General features: G+C 72.3%; 11 protein-coding genes and 1 pseudogene. 3 read left to right on the forward strand and 9 right to left on the reverse strand.

Going from position 1 to position 14,925, the window contains the following annotated elements:
- The first annotated feature begins 29 nt into the window (after positions 1–29).
- A complete protein-coding gene (locus A4E84_RS29170) occupies positions 30–740 on the forward strand; it encodes an NAD(P)-dependent oxidoreductase (protein WP_062929385.1) in 711 nt (236 codons plus the stop codon).
- 35 nt (positions 741–775) lie between these two features.
- On the opposite strand, the gene A4E84_RS29175 is transcribed toward A4E84_RS29170, so the two are convergent.
- From A4E84_RS29175 to A4E84_RS29200, 6 genes are all read right to left on the reverse strand, one after another.
- The gene (locus A4E84_RS29175; RefSeq protein WP_062929386.1) at positions 776–1,777 is read right to left on the reverse strand and encodes an oligopeptide/dipeptide ABC transporter ATP-binding protein; all 1,002 of its coding nucleotides are present in this window, start codon (positions 1,775–1,777) and stop codon (positions 776–778) included.
- Complete coding sequence (locus A4E84_RS29180) at positions 1,774–2,793, reverse strand: ABC transporter ATP-binding protein (protein ID WP_062929387.1); 1,020 nt, start codon at positions 2,791–2,793, stop codon at positions 1,774–1,776. Before A4E84_RS29180 ends, A4E84_RS29175 begins: the two co-directional genes overlap by 4 nt.
- Positions 2,790–3,704: an ABC transporter permease gene (locus A4E84_RS29185; protein ID WP_062929388.1), complete on the reverse strand. Its 915-nt coding sequence runs from the start codon at positions 3,702–3,704 to the stop codon at positions 2,790–2,792. The genes A4E84_RS29180 and A4E84_RS29185 overlap by 4 nt, the downstream gene beginning before the upstream one ends.
- Positions 3,701–4,750 (reverse strand): ABC transporter permease, encoded by a 1,050-nt coding sequence (locus A4E84_RS29190; RefSeq protein ID WP_062929389.1) that lies wholly within the window; start codon positions 4,748–4,750, stop codon positions 3,701–3,703. The genes A4E84_RS29185 and A4E84_RS29190 overlap by 4 nt, the downstream gene beginning before the upstream one ends.
- Positions 4,751–4,768: 18 nt before the next feature.
- Positions 4,769–6,622: an ABC transporter substrate-binding protein gene (locus A4E84_RS29195; protein WP_062929390.1), complete on the reverse strand. Its 1,854-nt coding sequence runs from the start codon at positions 6,620–6,622 to the stop codon at positions 4,769–4,771.
- Between the two features lie 297 nt (positions 6,623–6,919).
- Positions 6,920–9,940, reverse strand: coding sequence for a MinD/ParA family ATP-binding protein (locus tag A4E84_RS29200; RefSeq protein ID WP_062929391.1), 3,021 nt, complete (start codon positions 9,938–9,940; stop codon positions 6,920–6,922).
- A 214-nt stretch (positions 9,941–10,154) separates the two neighbouring features.
- Here A4E84_RS29200 and A4E84_RS45830 point away from each other — a divergent pair, with 214 nt between their 5' ends.
- Positions 10,155–10,415: a hypothetical protein gene (locus A4E84_RS45830; RefSeq protein ID WP_213084212.1), complete on the forward strand. Its 261-nt coding sequence runs from the start codon at positions 10,155–10,157 to the stop codon at positions 10,413–10,415.
- 266 nt (positions 10,416–10,681) lie between these two features.
- Here the strand turns inward: A4E84_RS45830 and A4E84_RS45835 are convergent.
- The 3 genes and pseudogenes from A4E84_RS45835 to eccE form a co-directional block, all read right to left on the reverse strand.
- Positions 10,682–10,795: pseudogene (locus A4E84_RS45835) on the reverse strand (hypothetical protein); the annotation flags it as partial.
- A 301-nt stretch (positions 10,796–11,096) separates the two neighbouring features.
- Positions 11,097–11,885 carry a hypothetical protein gene (locus tag A4E84_RS29210; protein ID WP_062929393.1) on the reverse strand — a complete coding sequence of 263 codons (789 nt, stop codon included), beginning with the start codon at positions 11,883–11,885 and terminating at the stop codon, positions 11,097–11,099.
- Positions 11,882–13,198: a type VII secretion protein EccE gene (gene eccE, locus A4E84_RS29215; RefSeq protein WP_079129159.1), complete on the reverse strand. Its 1,317-nt coding sequence runs from the start codon at positions 13,196–13,198 to the stop codon at positions 11,882–11,884. The genes A4E84_RS29210 and eccE overlap by 4 nt, the downstream gene beginning before the upstream one ends.
- A 199-nt stretch (positions 13,199–13,397) precedes the next feature.
- Here eccE and eccB point away from each other — a divergent pair, with 199 nt between their 5' ends.
- A complete protein-coding gene (gene eccB, locus A4E84_RS29220) occupies positions 13,398–14,924 on the forward strand; it encodes a type VII secretion protein EccB (RefSeq protein WP_062929394.1) in 1,527 nt (508 codons plus the stop codon).
- The last annotated feature ends 1 nt before the right edge of the window (position 14,925 follow it).

Below are 14,925 nucleotides of genomic sequence, written 5' to 3' on the forward strand. Positions count from 1 at the left end.
GTAGGCATCCCGGCGAAGGGGACTGCGCCATGGACACGGAACGTGTGAAGAAGGTCTGCGTCATCGGGGCTTCGGGGAAGCTCGGGCAGTACATGGTCGGGCACGCGCTGGAGCGCGGCTACGAAGTGGTCGGGGTGTGCCGGGAACGCAGCGTGCCGAAGCTGGCCGCGTTCGAGGGCCGGATCACCGTCGTCCCCGGAGACACGAACGACCCGGAGGTGATCCGGCGGGCGGTCGCCGGGTGCGACGGGGTGCTGACGGTACTGGTGCCGTGGGGTGTACGGCAGTACGCGTCGGGCACGGCGCAGGCGGTGCTCGACCACGCACGGCCGGGCGCGCGCCTGGTCTTCTCCTGCGGCTGGCACATCAGCCGCGACGGCAAGGACACGTACTCACGGCTGTTCGTACTGGGCGTACGGATCGCCACCGTGCTGGCCAAGCTCGTCCGCGCCGTCGAACTCGACGACCAGGTCGAGGCGTGCCGGCGGGTGTTCGCCAGCGACACCCGGTGGACCGTGGTGCGCGGCAGCTCCCTGGAGGAGGGCGAGAGCCAGGGCCTGCCCGTGTGGAGCCGGCACGTGGGCGACCCGGTACTGGCCGGCAACCTGACGCGGCGGGTGGACTTCGCCCTGTTCATGGTGCACGCGCTCACCGACGACACGCTCGTCCAGGAGGCCCCGGCGATCGTCGGCTGCCGGACCCCCGGCGCCCTCGCCCACGCCGGGGGGTCTCACACCTAGCCGGGCTGTCCGCATGGCTCAGGGGCCCTTGGCCTTCAGCGCGTCGCCCAGTGGCATGCCACCTGGGCCGTGCCGTCGCCGTCGAGGATCTCCGGATCCTGGGTGCGGCACGCGTCCGCGACACCCGCCCGTTCCGCCTCGCCGCTCGCGAGGATCTGGCAGCGGGCGTGGAAGCGGCAGCCCGACGGGACGCGGGACGGATCCGGGGGCTCGCCCGTGAGGACCACCGGGGCGCCCGGGGCCTCGGGGAGGACGGACAGCAGGGCCTGGGTGTACGGGTGCCGGGGGGCCGTCAGCACCTGCTCCACCGCGCCCGTCTCCACGATCCGGCCCAGGTACATCACGGTGACCCGGTCGGCGATGTTCCACGCCAGACCGAGGTCGTGCGTGACCACCAGGGCGGACAGGCCCAGTTCGGTGCGCAGCCGGAGCAGCAGGGCGAGGATCTCGCCGCGCACCGAGGCGTCGAGGGACGCCACCGGTTCGTCGGCGACGAGGAGTTCGGGTTCCAGGACGAGCGCCCCGGCGATGACGACCCGCTGGCGCTGCCCGCCGGACAGTTCGTGCGGGTAGCGCAGGAAGAAGCGCTCCGGGGGGCGCAGGCCCGCCCGGGACAGGGCCTCGGCGACCGCCGTGCGTTCGTCGCCGCCGTAGCCGTGGATGCGCGGTCCCTCGGCGACCGCGTCGTAGACCGTGTGCCGGGGGTTGAGCGAGCCGCTCGGGTCCTGGAGGACCAGCTGGACGCGTTTGCGGTAGGCCTTGAGGGACCGGCCGGAGTAGTCCAGGGGGCGACCGTCGAAGGTGACCCGGCCCGCCGTCGGCTCGACCAGACCGAGCAGGCTGCGGGCCAGGGTCGTCTTGCCGCAGCCGGACTCGCCGACCAGAGCGACGATCTCGCCGGGGCGGATGTCCAGGTCGACGCCGTCCACCGCGCGGGCCCGGGGGCCGCCGTGCCGTCCGGGGAAGGTGACGTAGAGGCCCTGGGCGCTCAGCAGCGGGGCCGTGGTGACCTCGGGGGCGGTGGGCGATGTGGTCATGGCGTGCCGGGCCTCGCTTCCTCCAGGGGCTCTGGTTCCTCTCGGGCACCGCGGGGTACATCCGCCGGTGGCCCGACCAGCACGCACGCCGCCCGGCGTTCCGGCCCCGCGGTCCGCAGCAGCGGGTCCTCCTCCGGGCACGACTCCAGCGCCACCGGGCAGCGCGGATGGAACGTGCAGCCGGACGGCAGCGCGGCCGGGTCCGGTGGGTCGCCCGCCAGTCCCTGCGGCGCGAACCGGGACGCCGGGTCGCCGATGCGCGGGAACGCGGCCGACAGGGCCCGGGCGTACGGGTGCCGGGCGTCCTCGTACACCTGGGCGGCCGGGCCCTCCTCGACCACCCGGCCCGCGTACATCACCGCGAGCCGGTCGCAGGTGTCGGCGAGGACCGCCAGGTCATGGCTGATCATGATCAGGCCGAGGTCCTGGTCCGCGACGAGCTGCTCGATGAGCCGGAGGATCTGGGCCTGGATCATCACGTCGAGTGCGGTCGTCGGCTCGTCGGCGATGATCAGCCGGGGATCGCAGGCCAGGGCCATGGCGATCATGACCCGCTGGCGCTGGCCGCCGGACAGTTCGTGCGGATAGGCGTCGGCGCGGGCCGCCGGGAGACCGACCTGCTCCAGCAGTTCACCGGTCTTCCTCTTCGCCCCGGCCGCGGTGGCCTTCTTGTGCAGCAGGATCGGCTCGGCGATCTGGTCGCCGATGCGGTGCACCGCGTTGAGGGAGTGCATCGCGCCCTGGAAGACGACGGAGGCCCCGGCCCAGCGGACCGCCCGGACCCGGCCCCACTTCATGGCCAGCACGTCCTCGCCGTCGAGGAGCACCTCGCCGGTGATCCGTGCGCCCGCCGGCAGCAGCCGCAGCAGGGCCAGCGCCAGCGTGGACTTGCCGCAACCGGACTCCCCGGCGAGGCCGAGCTTGTGACCCGCCTCCAGGCGCAGATCGACCCCGCGCACGGCGGCCACCCCGCCCGCGTACGTCACGGTCAGGTTCCTGACGTCGAGCAGGCTCAACGCGACACCCCCAGCCTGGGGTTGAGGACGGACTCCACGGCGCGCCCGCACAGCGTGAACGCCAGTGCCACCACGGCGATGGCGATGCCCGGCGGCACCAGGTACCACCAGTCCCCGGCACTGACCGCGCCCGCCTCGCGCGCGTCCTGGAGCAGTCCGCCCCACGACACGACCGTGGGGTCGCCCAGGCCGAGGAAGGCGAGGGTCGCCTCCGCGAGGATGGCCGAGGAGATGATCAGGGTCGTCTGGGCCAGTACCAGCGGCATCACATTCGGCAGGACGTGCCGGGACATGATGTGCCAGTGGCCGCCGCCCAGCGCCTGCGCCCGCTCGATGTACGGCCTGGTCTCCACGGCGAGGGTCTGGGCGCGCACCAGCCGGGCAGTGGTCGGCCAGGTGGTCACGCCGATCGCCACGACGGTCGTGGTCAGCGACCGGGACATCACGGTCGCCAGGGCGATCGCCAGCACCAGCGTCGGCATCACCAGGAACCAGTCGGTGATCCGCATCATCACCGTCGCGTACCAGCCCTTGAAGTGCCCCGCCGTCACACCGATCAGGGTGCCGATCGCCACCGACAGCACGGCGGCGAGCAGCCCGACCAGCAGCGACACCCGCGAGCCCCAGATCACCAGGCCCAGCAGGTCCCGCCCGAACTGGTCGGTGCCGAGCGGGAACTCGGCGCTCGGGCTCTGCATCGGACGCCCCGGCGCGTCCGTCACACTGCTCACGTCGGAGCCGACGAACAGCGGTGCGAAGAGCGCCAGCAGCGCGCACAGCGAGAGCGCGGTCAGGCCGTACAGCCCCGCCCGTTCGGAGCGGTACTGCCGCCAGAAGCGGGCGACGGACGCCCTGCGGCGCTGCCGGGCGAGGGCGCGCGGGCCCGGGGCCGTGCCGGTCGACGTCGTCATCGGGCCACCCGGGGGTCGAGCAGCGGATAGACCAGGTCGGCGAGGGTGTTCATCAGGATCACCGCGGCGGCGAACACGAAGAACAGGCCCTGCACGAGCGGCAGATCGGGCACGCTCAGCGCCTGGTAGAACAGCCCGCCGAGGCCGGGCCAGGAGAACACCGTCTCCACGAGGATCACGCCCGCCACCGTCCGGCCCAGGTTGATGAAGATCAGCGTCACGGTCGGCAGCAGCGCGTTCGGCACGGCGTGCCGGCGGCGGACGAGGTCGTCGCGCAGCCCCTTGGCCCGCGCGGTCGTCAGATAGTCGCTGCCCATCTCGTCCAGCAGCGCCGACCGCGTGACCAGCAGCGTCTGCCCGTACTCCACGGCCACCAGGGTCACCACCGGAAGCACCAGATGGTGTGCCACGTCGAGCACGTACGCGAAGCCCTCCTCGCCGCCCGACTCCATGCCGCCGGTCGGGAACATCCCGGGCAGCGGGCCGATGCCCACCGACAGCACGATGATCAGCAGCAGCCCCAGCCAGAAGGACGGGATGGAGTACAGCGTCAGCGCGAGCCCCGTGTTGACGCGGTCGCCCAGCTTGCCGTGCCGCCACGCCGACCGGGTGCCGAGGAAGATGCCCAGCGCGGTGTAGAGGACGAAGGCGGTACCGGTGAGCAGCAGGGTGTTCGGCAGCGCCTCGGTGATCTTGTCGACGACGGGGGCGCGGAACTGGTACGACGTCCCGAAGTCACCCGTGAGGGCCTTGCCGCAGTAGTCCGTGAACTGCCGCCACAGCGGCAGGTCGAGCCCGAACTCCTCGCGGTAGGCGGCCAGCTGCTCCGCCGACACCTGACGGCCGCCCGTCATGGTCTTCACCGGGTCGCCGGGAATCAGCCGGAAGAGGAAGAAGCTGGTCACGAGGACGGCCAGCAGCGAGACGGCGGCACCGGCCACCTTCCCCGCCAGGTACCGCGGGTACGCGGAACTCCTGCGTACCCGTGGCCCGGCCGCCGTCCGCTGTTCGTCCTCGACCAGCGCGGGGGTCGCGTCAGCGGTCATGAGTACCCGCTCGCCGCTTCACTCGCGTTCCTCGGCGGTGGCCCGCCGCCGCATCGCCGCGAAGGCGCCTAGCCCGCCGAGGATCACGACACCCGCGACGATCCCGACCACGACCCCGGTCGACGAGGCGTTGTCGGAGGATCCGCCGGAGTCCGCCGGGACCGCCGACCACCAGCTCCAGTAGCCGTCCTGGCCGTAGATGTTGCCCGCTTTCGCCGGCATGGTCGTGATCGACTTGATCTGGTCCGTCCGGAAGGCCTCGACCGCGTTCGGATACGCCATGACGTTCATGTACCCGAGGTCGTACAGCCGCGACTCCATCTGCTTGACGATGTCCGCCCGTTTGGCGGGGTCGTACTCGGTCAGCTGCCGGGCGTAGAGATCGTCGTACTTCTTGTCGCAGATGAAGTTGTCCGTCGCGCCCGTCTCCTCGGGCGTCGCGGGGAGGGCCCCGCAGGTGTGGATGGACAGTACGAAGTCCGGGTCGGGGTTGACCGACCAGCCGTCGAACGCCAGGTCGTACTTGCCGGCCAGCCACGGGTCCGTCACGTTGTCCAGGCAGTTGAGCCGGACGCCGATACCGAGCTCGCCCCACCACTCCTGGAGGTACTTGCCGACCGCCTTGTCGTTCGGGTCGGTGGCGTGGCACAGCACGCGGTAGGTGATGGGCTTGCCGTCCTTGCCGACGCGCTTGCCGTCACCGTTCTTCCTGTACCCCGCCCGGTCGAGCAGCCGGGCCGCCTCGGCCGGGTCGTAGGCCAGCTTCTGGCTCGCGGACGGCTTCCAGAAGTAGTCCTGGAAGCGCGGCGGGATGTAGCCCTCGCCCTCGACGGCGTGGCCCCGGAACACCTTGTCGATGATGGCCTCGCGGTCCACGGCCCGGAACAGCGCGTTGCGCACCCGCTGGTCCAGCAGGGAGGGGTGGCCGTCGCCGAACTTCTCGCCGTTCTTGGCCTTGGCGCCCGGGTTGGTGGCGAGGGCGTAGAAGCGGCGGCCGGGGGCGTCGTTGACCTGGATGTCGTCCGCGCCCTTCAGGGACTCCGCCTGAGCGGGCGTCAGGGACGGGGACCCGGCGACGAAGGACACCTCGCCCTTGCGCAGCGCCGACACGGCCGCGTCCTGGTCCTTGTAGTAGCGGAAGACCAGCTCGTCGAACTTCGGCGACCCGCGCCAGAAGCTCTTGTTGGCCTTGAGCCGGACGTAGCTGTCGGCCTTGTAGCCGCTGAGCACGAACGGCCCGTTGCCCACGACGGGGAAGCTCTTGTCGTTGTTGAACTCGGAGAAGTCCGAGACCTTCTCCCACACGTGCTTCGGCACGATCGGCACGTCCAGCGCGGCCATCGTGGCCTGCGGCTTCTTCAGCTCGATGACCAGCTTGGTGGGGCTCGGGGCCGTCACCTTCCGGAAGTTCCCGACGTAGCTGCCGTTCGCCGTGGCAGCGCCGGTGTCGGTCATCATCTTGTTGAAGGTCCAGGCCGCGTCCTCGGCGGTGGCCTGCTGCCCGTCCGACCACTTGGAGTTGGAGCGGATCGTGTAGGTCCAGGTCAGCTTGTCCGGCGACGGCTCCCACTTGGTGGCCAGGCCCGCGATGGCGTGGTTGTCCTTGGGGTCGTAGTTGGTCAGGTACTCGTACATGAGCCGGTGGATGCTCGTGCTGAGCAGCCGGACCGCGAGGAACGGGCTGAGCGAGTCCACGCTCTGCGCCACGGCGACGGTCAGCACCTTCTTGCCGTCGTCGGCCGCCCGGGCCTGCTGGGGAGCCGGGTCGAGCGGGGTCGCGAGACCGGCGGTGAGGGTGAGCGCGGCGGCCCCGGCCAGGGCGACGAGCCGGAGGCCGTGCGGGAGGCTGCGGTTCTGATCGTTCGTGCCCATGGTCGGACCTCGCGTCATCGCTCGGACGGGAAGGACGGGTTGATCAGCTGTCAGATGCGTGATGTGTGTGTACCAGCGGCCGTCTCCACCCGTCAACGGCGCGTTCACCCCTTGTGGCCTGCGGAAATAACGAATTGGCGAGCTTTTCGCACTCATTGGTGGAGACCACTGACGCGCCCCTGGCCAGGGCCTGGCAACGGAATTCCGCCCCTGAACGCGCCGAGGCCCGCGCCGAGTCGGAACGGCGCGGGCCGGGCAGGGATCGGCCCCTGAGAAGGGGCCGATCGGGTGAGGTGATTACTGCGTCGGAGGCGGGGGCGGCGGGGTCTGCCCGTCGGGCTGGGCCGGGTAGCCGGGCTGGCCGGGTTGTCCCGGCTGGGGGTAGCCGTAGCCCGGCTGCGGGGGAGCGGCCGGGGGCTGCCCGGGCTGCGGGTACGGCTGGCCGGGGTGGGCCGCCGGTTGCCCGGGTTGCTGCCCCGGCTGCCCCGGCTGCGGGTAGGGCGGCTGGCCCGCGGCCTGCGGGTACGGCTGCGGCTGTCCCGGCTGGGCGTAGGGCTGGCCGGGCTGGGCGTAGGGCTGTCCCGGCTGGGCGTAGGGCTGGCCGGGCTGTGGCTGCTGCGGGTACGGGCCCGGCTGACCAGGTGCCGGCTGCTGCTGCCCGGGGTACGGCGGCTGCCCCGGCTGGGCGTAGGGCTGCCCGGGCCCGGGCTGACCCGGCACGGCCTGCCCGGGCAGCGGCGGGGCCGCGACCGGCGGCGGGTTGCCGTCGGAGGTCCACAGGCCGTGCGCCTGCTGGTGGCGGATGAAGTCCTCGGCGACCATCGCCGTGAGATTGAAGTACGCCTCCCGCACCTTCGGCCGCATCATGTCGAGGTCGACCTCGGCACCGGCGGCGAGGTGCTCGTCGAAGGGCACGACGACGACACCACGGCAGCGCGTCTCGAAGTGCGTCACGATGTCCTCGACCTTGATCATCTTGCCGGTCTCGCGCACCCCGGAGATGACGGTGATGGACCGCGAGACGAGGTCGGCGTACCCGTGCGCGGACAGCCAGTCCAGGGTCGTGCTCGCACTGCTCGCCCCGTCCACAGACGGCGTCGAGATGATGATGAGCTGGTCGGCGAGGTCCAGCACACCGCGCATGGCGCTGTACAGCAGACCGGTACCGGAGTCGGTGAGGATCACCGGGTACTGCTTGCCCAGCACGTCGATCGCGCGCCGGTAGTCCTCATCGTTGAAGGTCGTGGACACGGCCGGGTCGACGTCGTTGGCGATGATCTCCAGACCGGAGGGCGCCTGAGACGTGAACCGCCGGATGTCCATGTACGAGTTGAGGTACGGGATCGCCTGGACGAGGTCACGGATGGTCGCGCCGGTCTCGCGCCGCACACGGCGCCCGAGGGTGCCGGCATCCGGGTTGGCGTCGATCGCGAGGATCTTGTCCTGCCGCTCGGTGGCGAGCGTGGAGCCCAGCGCGGTGGTCGTGGTCGTCTTGCCGACACCGCCCTTGAGGCTGATCACGGCGATCCGGTAGCAGGACAGCACGGGCGTGCGGATCAGCTCCAGCTTGCGCTGCCGCTCGGCCTCCTCCTTCTTGCCGCCGATCTTGAACCGGCCGCCACCGGCCGCCGGACGGCTGCTCTTCGCCTTCTGCTTCTTGCTGTTGAGCAGCCGGTCGGACGACAGCTCCACGGCGGCGGTGTAACCGAGCGGCGCCGCTCCGGGGTTGGTCGGCTGCCGTTGGTCGTGCTGCATGGGCTGCGGCCAGGCGGCACCGGTACGGGGGTCCACGGGCTGCTGCGGCGGCTGTTGCCCGGGGTGAGGCTGCCCCGACGGGCCGGGCTGCCCGGCGTGCGGAGGCTGGGCCTCGGGCTGCGGCTGGGCCTGCGGGGGTACGCCGGGCTGCGCCTGGGGCTGTGGCTGCCGGACCGGCGGCTGGGGGAAGCCGTACCCGCCTTGGGCGTCGGGGACGCCGGGCGGCGGGAAGCCGTAGCCGTCCCGGGGGGTGGGTGCGGCGGGGGCGGGGGCGCCCTGCCGGGGGAAGCCGTAGCCGCCCTGAGGGGTCGGTGCGGGGGCGGGCGGAGTGGCGGGGTGCTGGGCCGGGGGCTGCGGTGCGGCGGGGGCGGGGGCGCCCTGCTGGGGGAAGCCGTAGCCGCCCTGCGCGTGGGGCGCGTGCGGGCCGTCCGGCTGCTGGGCCGGGGGCTGCGCGGCCGGGGGGGGGCCGCCGGGGTGCGGGAAGCCGTAGCCGCCCTGTGCGTTCGGCGCGGCCGGGGCCGGGGCTCCCGGGTGCGGGAAGCCGTAACCCCCGGGCTGCGGTACGGGCTGGGCCGGCGGCTGGTTGGGCGGCGTCGGTGCGGGCTGCTGGTTCCACGCGGCAGGCGCGGGCTGCGGAGCCTGGGGCTGGAACGGCGGCTGCTGGCCCGGTACCGAGTGCTGCGGCGGCACCGGCGCCTGACCCTGCACCGGCACCTGCGGATCGGCGGGCCGCGCCTCCGGCTGGGGCTGCTGCTGAGGCTGCACGGGCCACTGGTGCGCGGGCGCCGGGGCCGCCGGCTGGTACGACGGCGGCAACGGCGGGACACCCTGCGGGATCGGGGGAACCGAGTCGGACGGCGTGCTCTGCGGAGCCGGGGCTTCGGGGGCCGGGGCGGCCGGTACGGCGTCCTCCGGCTCGCCCTCCGAGGACGCGAGGTCGGCGTGGGGCGCGTCGGAGGGCTCCTCAGGAGCAGCGACGGCGTCCTCACGCGGGGGTTCGGCGCCGGCCGGCAGGGCATCCTCGGGCCGGACGTCCTCGGGTGCGTGGGCCTGAGACGGGGCGTCCTCGAGCGAAGTGTTGTCCGCCTCGGCGTCCTTGTCTTCGGCTTCTTCCGAACGGGCGTCGTCGGCGGGCGCCCCGTCCTGGACGGCGGCGTCGTCGGACTCGCTGTCGTCGGCTGCCACGGCAGGCGGTTCGACAACCACGGGCTCCGCGTCTGCGCCCTCCGGCCGCGTCTCCTCCGGCTCGGCCTCCTCGGCCGACGGCACGTCTGCGAAGGCGTCCGCGTCCAGCGCGTACTCCGAGACCCTGTCGGAGGCGTCGTCGGTCTCCGCGTCAGGGCCGTGGTCCTCCGTGTCATCCGCGCGGACAGCGCTGCCCTCAGCCTCGATCTCGCCTTCGCCCTTGTCCTCGACACCCGGCACCTCGGGGGCGTCGGAAGCGTCGGAGGTGTCGGAGGTGTCGTTGGCGTCGGGGGTGCCGGGCACGTCGGGCGTGGAAACCGCCTCCGCGGCGGCCCGCTCCTCGATCTCCCGCTTCAGGGCGACGGCGGAGAAGCGCATGGTGGCGCCGCTCTCCAGATCACCGGCCGACGGCTCTGCCGCACCGGCAGCCACAGCCGGAGCCTCGGGAGTCCCGGAGGCGGCGGGAGGGGTGGCAGGAGGAGTGGCCGGAGCCTCGGGAGCGTGCGGAGCGGCAGGAGCCACCTCCGGAGCAGCCGGGGCCGTCTCCGGTGGAGCCGACGGCGTCCACTGCGCCTGATACCCACCCACGGGGATGTGCGGCACAGCGGTGGGAGAGGCCGGGCCCGCCTGGGGCGCCTCGGACTGCGCCTGCTGCGACGCCTGCGGCTCGAAACCGCTCCCCATCGGCAACCTGGGCACACCGGCCGGGCCTCCGGCAGCCGGCGGAGTGAAGGGCGCACCCGGCGCGGGCGCCGGAGGCGTGAACGGAGCACCCGGAGCGGGCGCCGGCGCGGGCGGCGTGAAGGGCACACCGGGCGCCGGAGCCGGCTGCGACGCCGAGGCCGGTCCCTGACCGGGACTCTGCGCCGAGAAGGCCGAGGCCCCACCGGACGGATTGGCATGCGGCGGCGGAGTCAGCCCGGGCAGCGGCGGCACCGGCCCCTTCGGCATTCCTGAGCCCCCGGGCGCCCCGGAACCCCCGGGCCCTCCGGCAGCCGCCGAAGGACTGGACTCCTCGGGCGCCCCCGCCCCCGCCCCCTGTCCCGAGGACGAGTTCCCCGATGCGTTCTGCGTGTACCAGGCGGGCGGCGCGTAGTCGATGGTGAACTCGCCCGTCATCTCCGCTGCGGACTCCGCGTCGGGCTGGTCATCGCCGGGTGTCGCCCAGCCCCCGCGGTTCCCGTCCCGATCGCTGCTCACAGTGTTCCTCCTGGTGTGGTCGAGCACCCTCATGCCGTGCTGGGGCGACCCTTGCTTGTCGTCCGACGTCGTGCGAAGTCGTTTGAGGCGTGTCAGAGGTCGTCCGAGGTCGTCCGCTCCACAGGCTCCCCCGCTTGCCCTGGGACGCCGACGCCTACTCCACGCGGTCCGACGTCGATCCCTGTCCCAGCCTAATCACCACACGCCCCGACCCGGCAGGCCTGTCTGCCCCTCCACAGCAACGCTGGACCTCGAAAACCAGGCAAATGCGACGCAATTGCTGGCGCAACAGTCGACAAACCGGGTGCTGTGAACGGTTTCGCTGCCAGGCCCGTCAGTCCATCCGACGTGGCGTACCCAACAACCCGGTCTCCGCATCCGTGGGCTGTGTCATCACGTACTGCCGATCGCGGTCGGTACACCACAGGGTGAGGCCGTCGGAGAGCCCCGGCAGGGAGTCCATTTCGGCCCGGGTGAGCGCCATCGTGCGGCCCAGTTCCGTGGCTTCGTCGGGCGACACCCTCTGAATGCCCACCAGCCGCGCCTGCCGCAGGAGCCGCGGAGCGACCGGGCTGACGTACGGCAACAGGGTCAGCACCGACTGCCAGGGCCCGGAGACCACGCGACCACGGGGTGGCCGCATCCCGCAGTCCCGCACCACCAGCACCGGCGTACCGGCCGAGGCACCCAGAGGCGGCACCCGCCCGACGTCGTACACGGCCATCCCGTTCTGACCGCCCCCCATGGCGTGCACCATCGGCATCCAGACCTGCGCCCGCGCCGTCTCCACGGCGACCCGCGTCCCCGTCGCCGCCGCCCTGAGCGCGATGACCTGCACGGTCCACAGCCCGCCGATGAGCACGACGTCGTACGGCAGCGGCCGGTTGAGCCCGAGTACAGCGGGCCGGTTCTCCGCGTCCACGCCGATGACGACGCCGTCGTCGGCGACGGGAAGGGCGAGGGTGTCCAGTTGGTCGACGGTCACGGAGTGCCGAGGGTGTCTCGGACCGATCAATCCGAAGCCGCGGCGCAGTAGTTCACGCGCCCGCTCGGGGGCAGAGGACTGCGGTTCGCCCCGTCCGGTGGCCGCCGCCTGTCCTACGCGCGGGGTCGTCGCCGTCACCGGGCACCTCCGAGGGGCAGAGTGGCCAGCATGCCGGGCACCTGTTCCCGGTCGAGTCGGGAGAGCCCCATGCCTGTGTGCCGGGCCGCAGCCTGCACCGCGCGCCGGGCGGCGACGAGTTCGTCGTCGCTGCGCCCGGTCACCCGCAGGTGCCCGCAGACGGACACCTCGTTCCGCTCCCCCCGCCTGAGCGCGAGGCTGAAGGTGGTGGCGAGGGTGGGGACGGCCGTCACCAGAGCGACGAGCTGCGGCAGCGACGGCGCCCTCTCCCCACCCAGGGCGGGCCACCGGCGAATCCAGTACGTGGTGTGTCTGCGGTTGTCACAGCGCCAGTTCCGGCCCGACTCCTCGGTCCGCCGCTCCCGCGTGTCCGTCCGCCCGGCCTCCGCCGTCACCAGCGGGTTGGCACAGGCCGACGTGGCGATGGCGGCGGTCAGCTGCTCCTCGTCGAGGAGGGTCGCCCGGAATCCGGATCCGGTGAGTCGGCTCGCGAGATGATCGGCGGCACGCACGACGCACTTCTGCGCTCCGACCAGGCCGCCCCCGCGGGCGGCCACCGCTTCCGCGCACAGTTCCGGATCGAGCTTCAACGCGATCCACGTGATGCGTACGGCCGGCGCACCCGTCTGCTCCTGCAGGGGAGCGTAGTTGGCGACTGCCACGGACTGCCGGGGCAGATGGATCGCCGGCGCGGGCTGGGTGTGGAGCACGACCTGAGCCGACTCCAGCCGGATACCGTCCACATCCAAGGCGTCGTGCACCAGAGAGAGCGGCAACGGCTGTTTGTTCCGCTCGGCCCGCAGCGCGGTGGCGTCGGCCTCGACATGCAGGACCGCGGTGACGAACGTACCGTCCCCGACGATTCCGACGGGGCGACGGTCGCGGCCGCTGTACGTGTACGTCCGCAGACTCGGGTCGCACTCCACGGCCGGCGCCAGCCCCGGCTCCGTGCCCTCCGGTATCGGCGTACTCGCGGCCCGCCGCTGCCGTGCACGCAACGCCTGAGCCGTGGCCAACCACTCGGGCAGGGAACGCCCGCGGCGACGGAGGAAGGAGAGCAGCACCAGACAGCCGGCGAGGACAGCCGCAGGCACCACGGCCACGGGATCGATCACCCATCCGACGAGCACGGCGGCGGCCGCGACCTCGAACAGGACAAGGCGTTGCAACCGGAACGCCCCGACCTGACCCGAACGCACCTTGGAGTGGAGCGCCCCCGGCGAGGCCGGTTGCTGCACCGGTCCCTGCCCGGGCGCCGAAGCACCCCGCGTCCGCGATCGGTCGCGGGACCGGGCGCGCGTTCCGGAAACCATCACTCCATCCCCCCGTTCTGCTGACGACTCGCTGGTGTCTCAGCACCGCACCACGCCTGTGAAGGCCCGGGCACCCTACCCGCAACACAAGTCCCCGCGGATACCAGGCATAGTAGGGGGCCGCTCTGACACCGGGGCGGTCGGCCATGACACACCAGGCGAGCGCGGCACATCTGAACACGGGGAGAGACAAGCAGAGATGGCATCTCGGCGCGACCAGCTCAATGCCTACACCTTCGCGAAGCGCCGCATGCTCGCGGCCTTCTTGCAGTCGTCGCCCGACGGTTCGGACGAGGGGGCACCGCGTCCACTGCGAGCGGTCATCCCCGGCGCCATCGTGGCCGTGGTCGTCATGGCCGTCTTCGGGGCCTGGGGCATGTTCAAGCCCACCGCGCCCAAAGGCTGGGACGAACCCAACGCCAAGGTGATCGTCGCCAGCGACTCGACCACGCGCTACGTCGTCCTGAAGACCGGCAAACAGGTCCAGCTGCACCCGGTCCTCAACATGGCCTCCGCGAAGCTGCTCCTCAACGAAGGCCAGGGCGATGTGGTGACCGTCGCCGAGTCCGTCCTCGACAACGGCAAGATCCCCCACGGAGCCACCATCGGCATCCCGTACGCGCCCGACCGTCTCCCTTCGGCGTCCGAGGCGGGCGGCGAGAAGCGCTGGGCGGTCTGTGAACGCCCCAGCGCGGGCGGGGAGTCCATCCAGAAGGCCGCCCTGGTCCTCGCCTCCCGCGACTTGAAGGCGACCGAGGGCAAGGGCGAGAAACTGACGGGCGGGCAACTGCTCTACGTGGTGGCCCCGGACGGGAAGCACTACGTGGTGGACGCGAGCGGACGCTCGTACCCCGTCGACAAGAGCAACGAACTGCTGCTGCGCGCCGTCGTCGGCTCCGGACGCAAGCCGCAGAAGGTCTCCCGTGAGTGGCTGGAGACCCTGCACACCGGCGACCCGATCTCCTTCCCGAAGATCCCCGATCAGATCGGTGTCGCGGCCGACGCCCCAGGCCAACTGGACGACAAGACCAACAAGGTCGGCATGGTCCTCAAGGCGTCCGACCTCAACAGCGATCAGTACTACGTGGTCTTGCCCGGCCGGGTCGCCCCCGTCTCGGCCTTCGTGGCCCAACTCCTGCTGTTCAGCGAGGACCTGGCCTCCCTCGGCCAGGCCGGTGCAGCCAAGGACATGAGCCCGGGTGCGATCGTCCCCGGCAAGCCCTTCGGTACCGAGCACCGCTGGCCCACCGAGGACCCCCAGCCCGTCAACGATGCTTCCGGCACCGCAGGAGGCCGCGGCACCGTCTGCAACGTCCTGCGCGGCGTCGACGCCGGCTCGGGGGCCACGACCCTGAGCACCTGGGCCGGCACGGATTTCCCGGCCAAGCTCCCCACCGGCTCCTCCAGCGCCTACGTCACGCCCGGCTCCGGCCAGCTCTACCGCCAGTTCCAGGGCAGGGAGACCAAGGCCGGCCCCGTCTTCCTCGTCACCGACACGGGCCTGCGCTACGTCCTGCAGTCCAACGCCGACAGCGGCGCGGACGACGCCGGCATCGGTACGACGGCCAAGGACCGCCGGCAGGCCCAGCAGGAGGCCCAGCAGGCCCAGACCCGGCTCGGCTACAAGGACGTGGACCCCGCGCCGATCCCCGTCGCCTGGTCGGAGTTCCTGCCGACCGGCCCACGCCTGTCGACGACGGCGGCACGCCAGCCGCAGGGTTCCTGAG

It is taken from the genome of Streptomyces qaidamensis (genome assembly GCF_001611795.1).
Lineage (GTDB): Bacteria > Actinomycetota > Actinomycetes > Streptomycetales > Streptomycetaceae > Streptomyces > Streptomyces qaidamensis.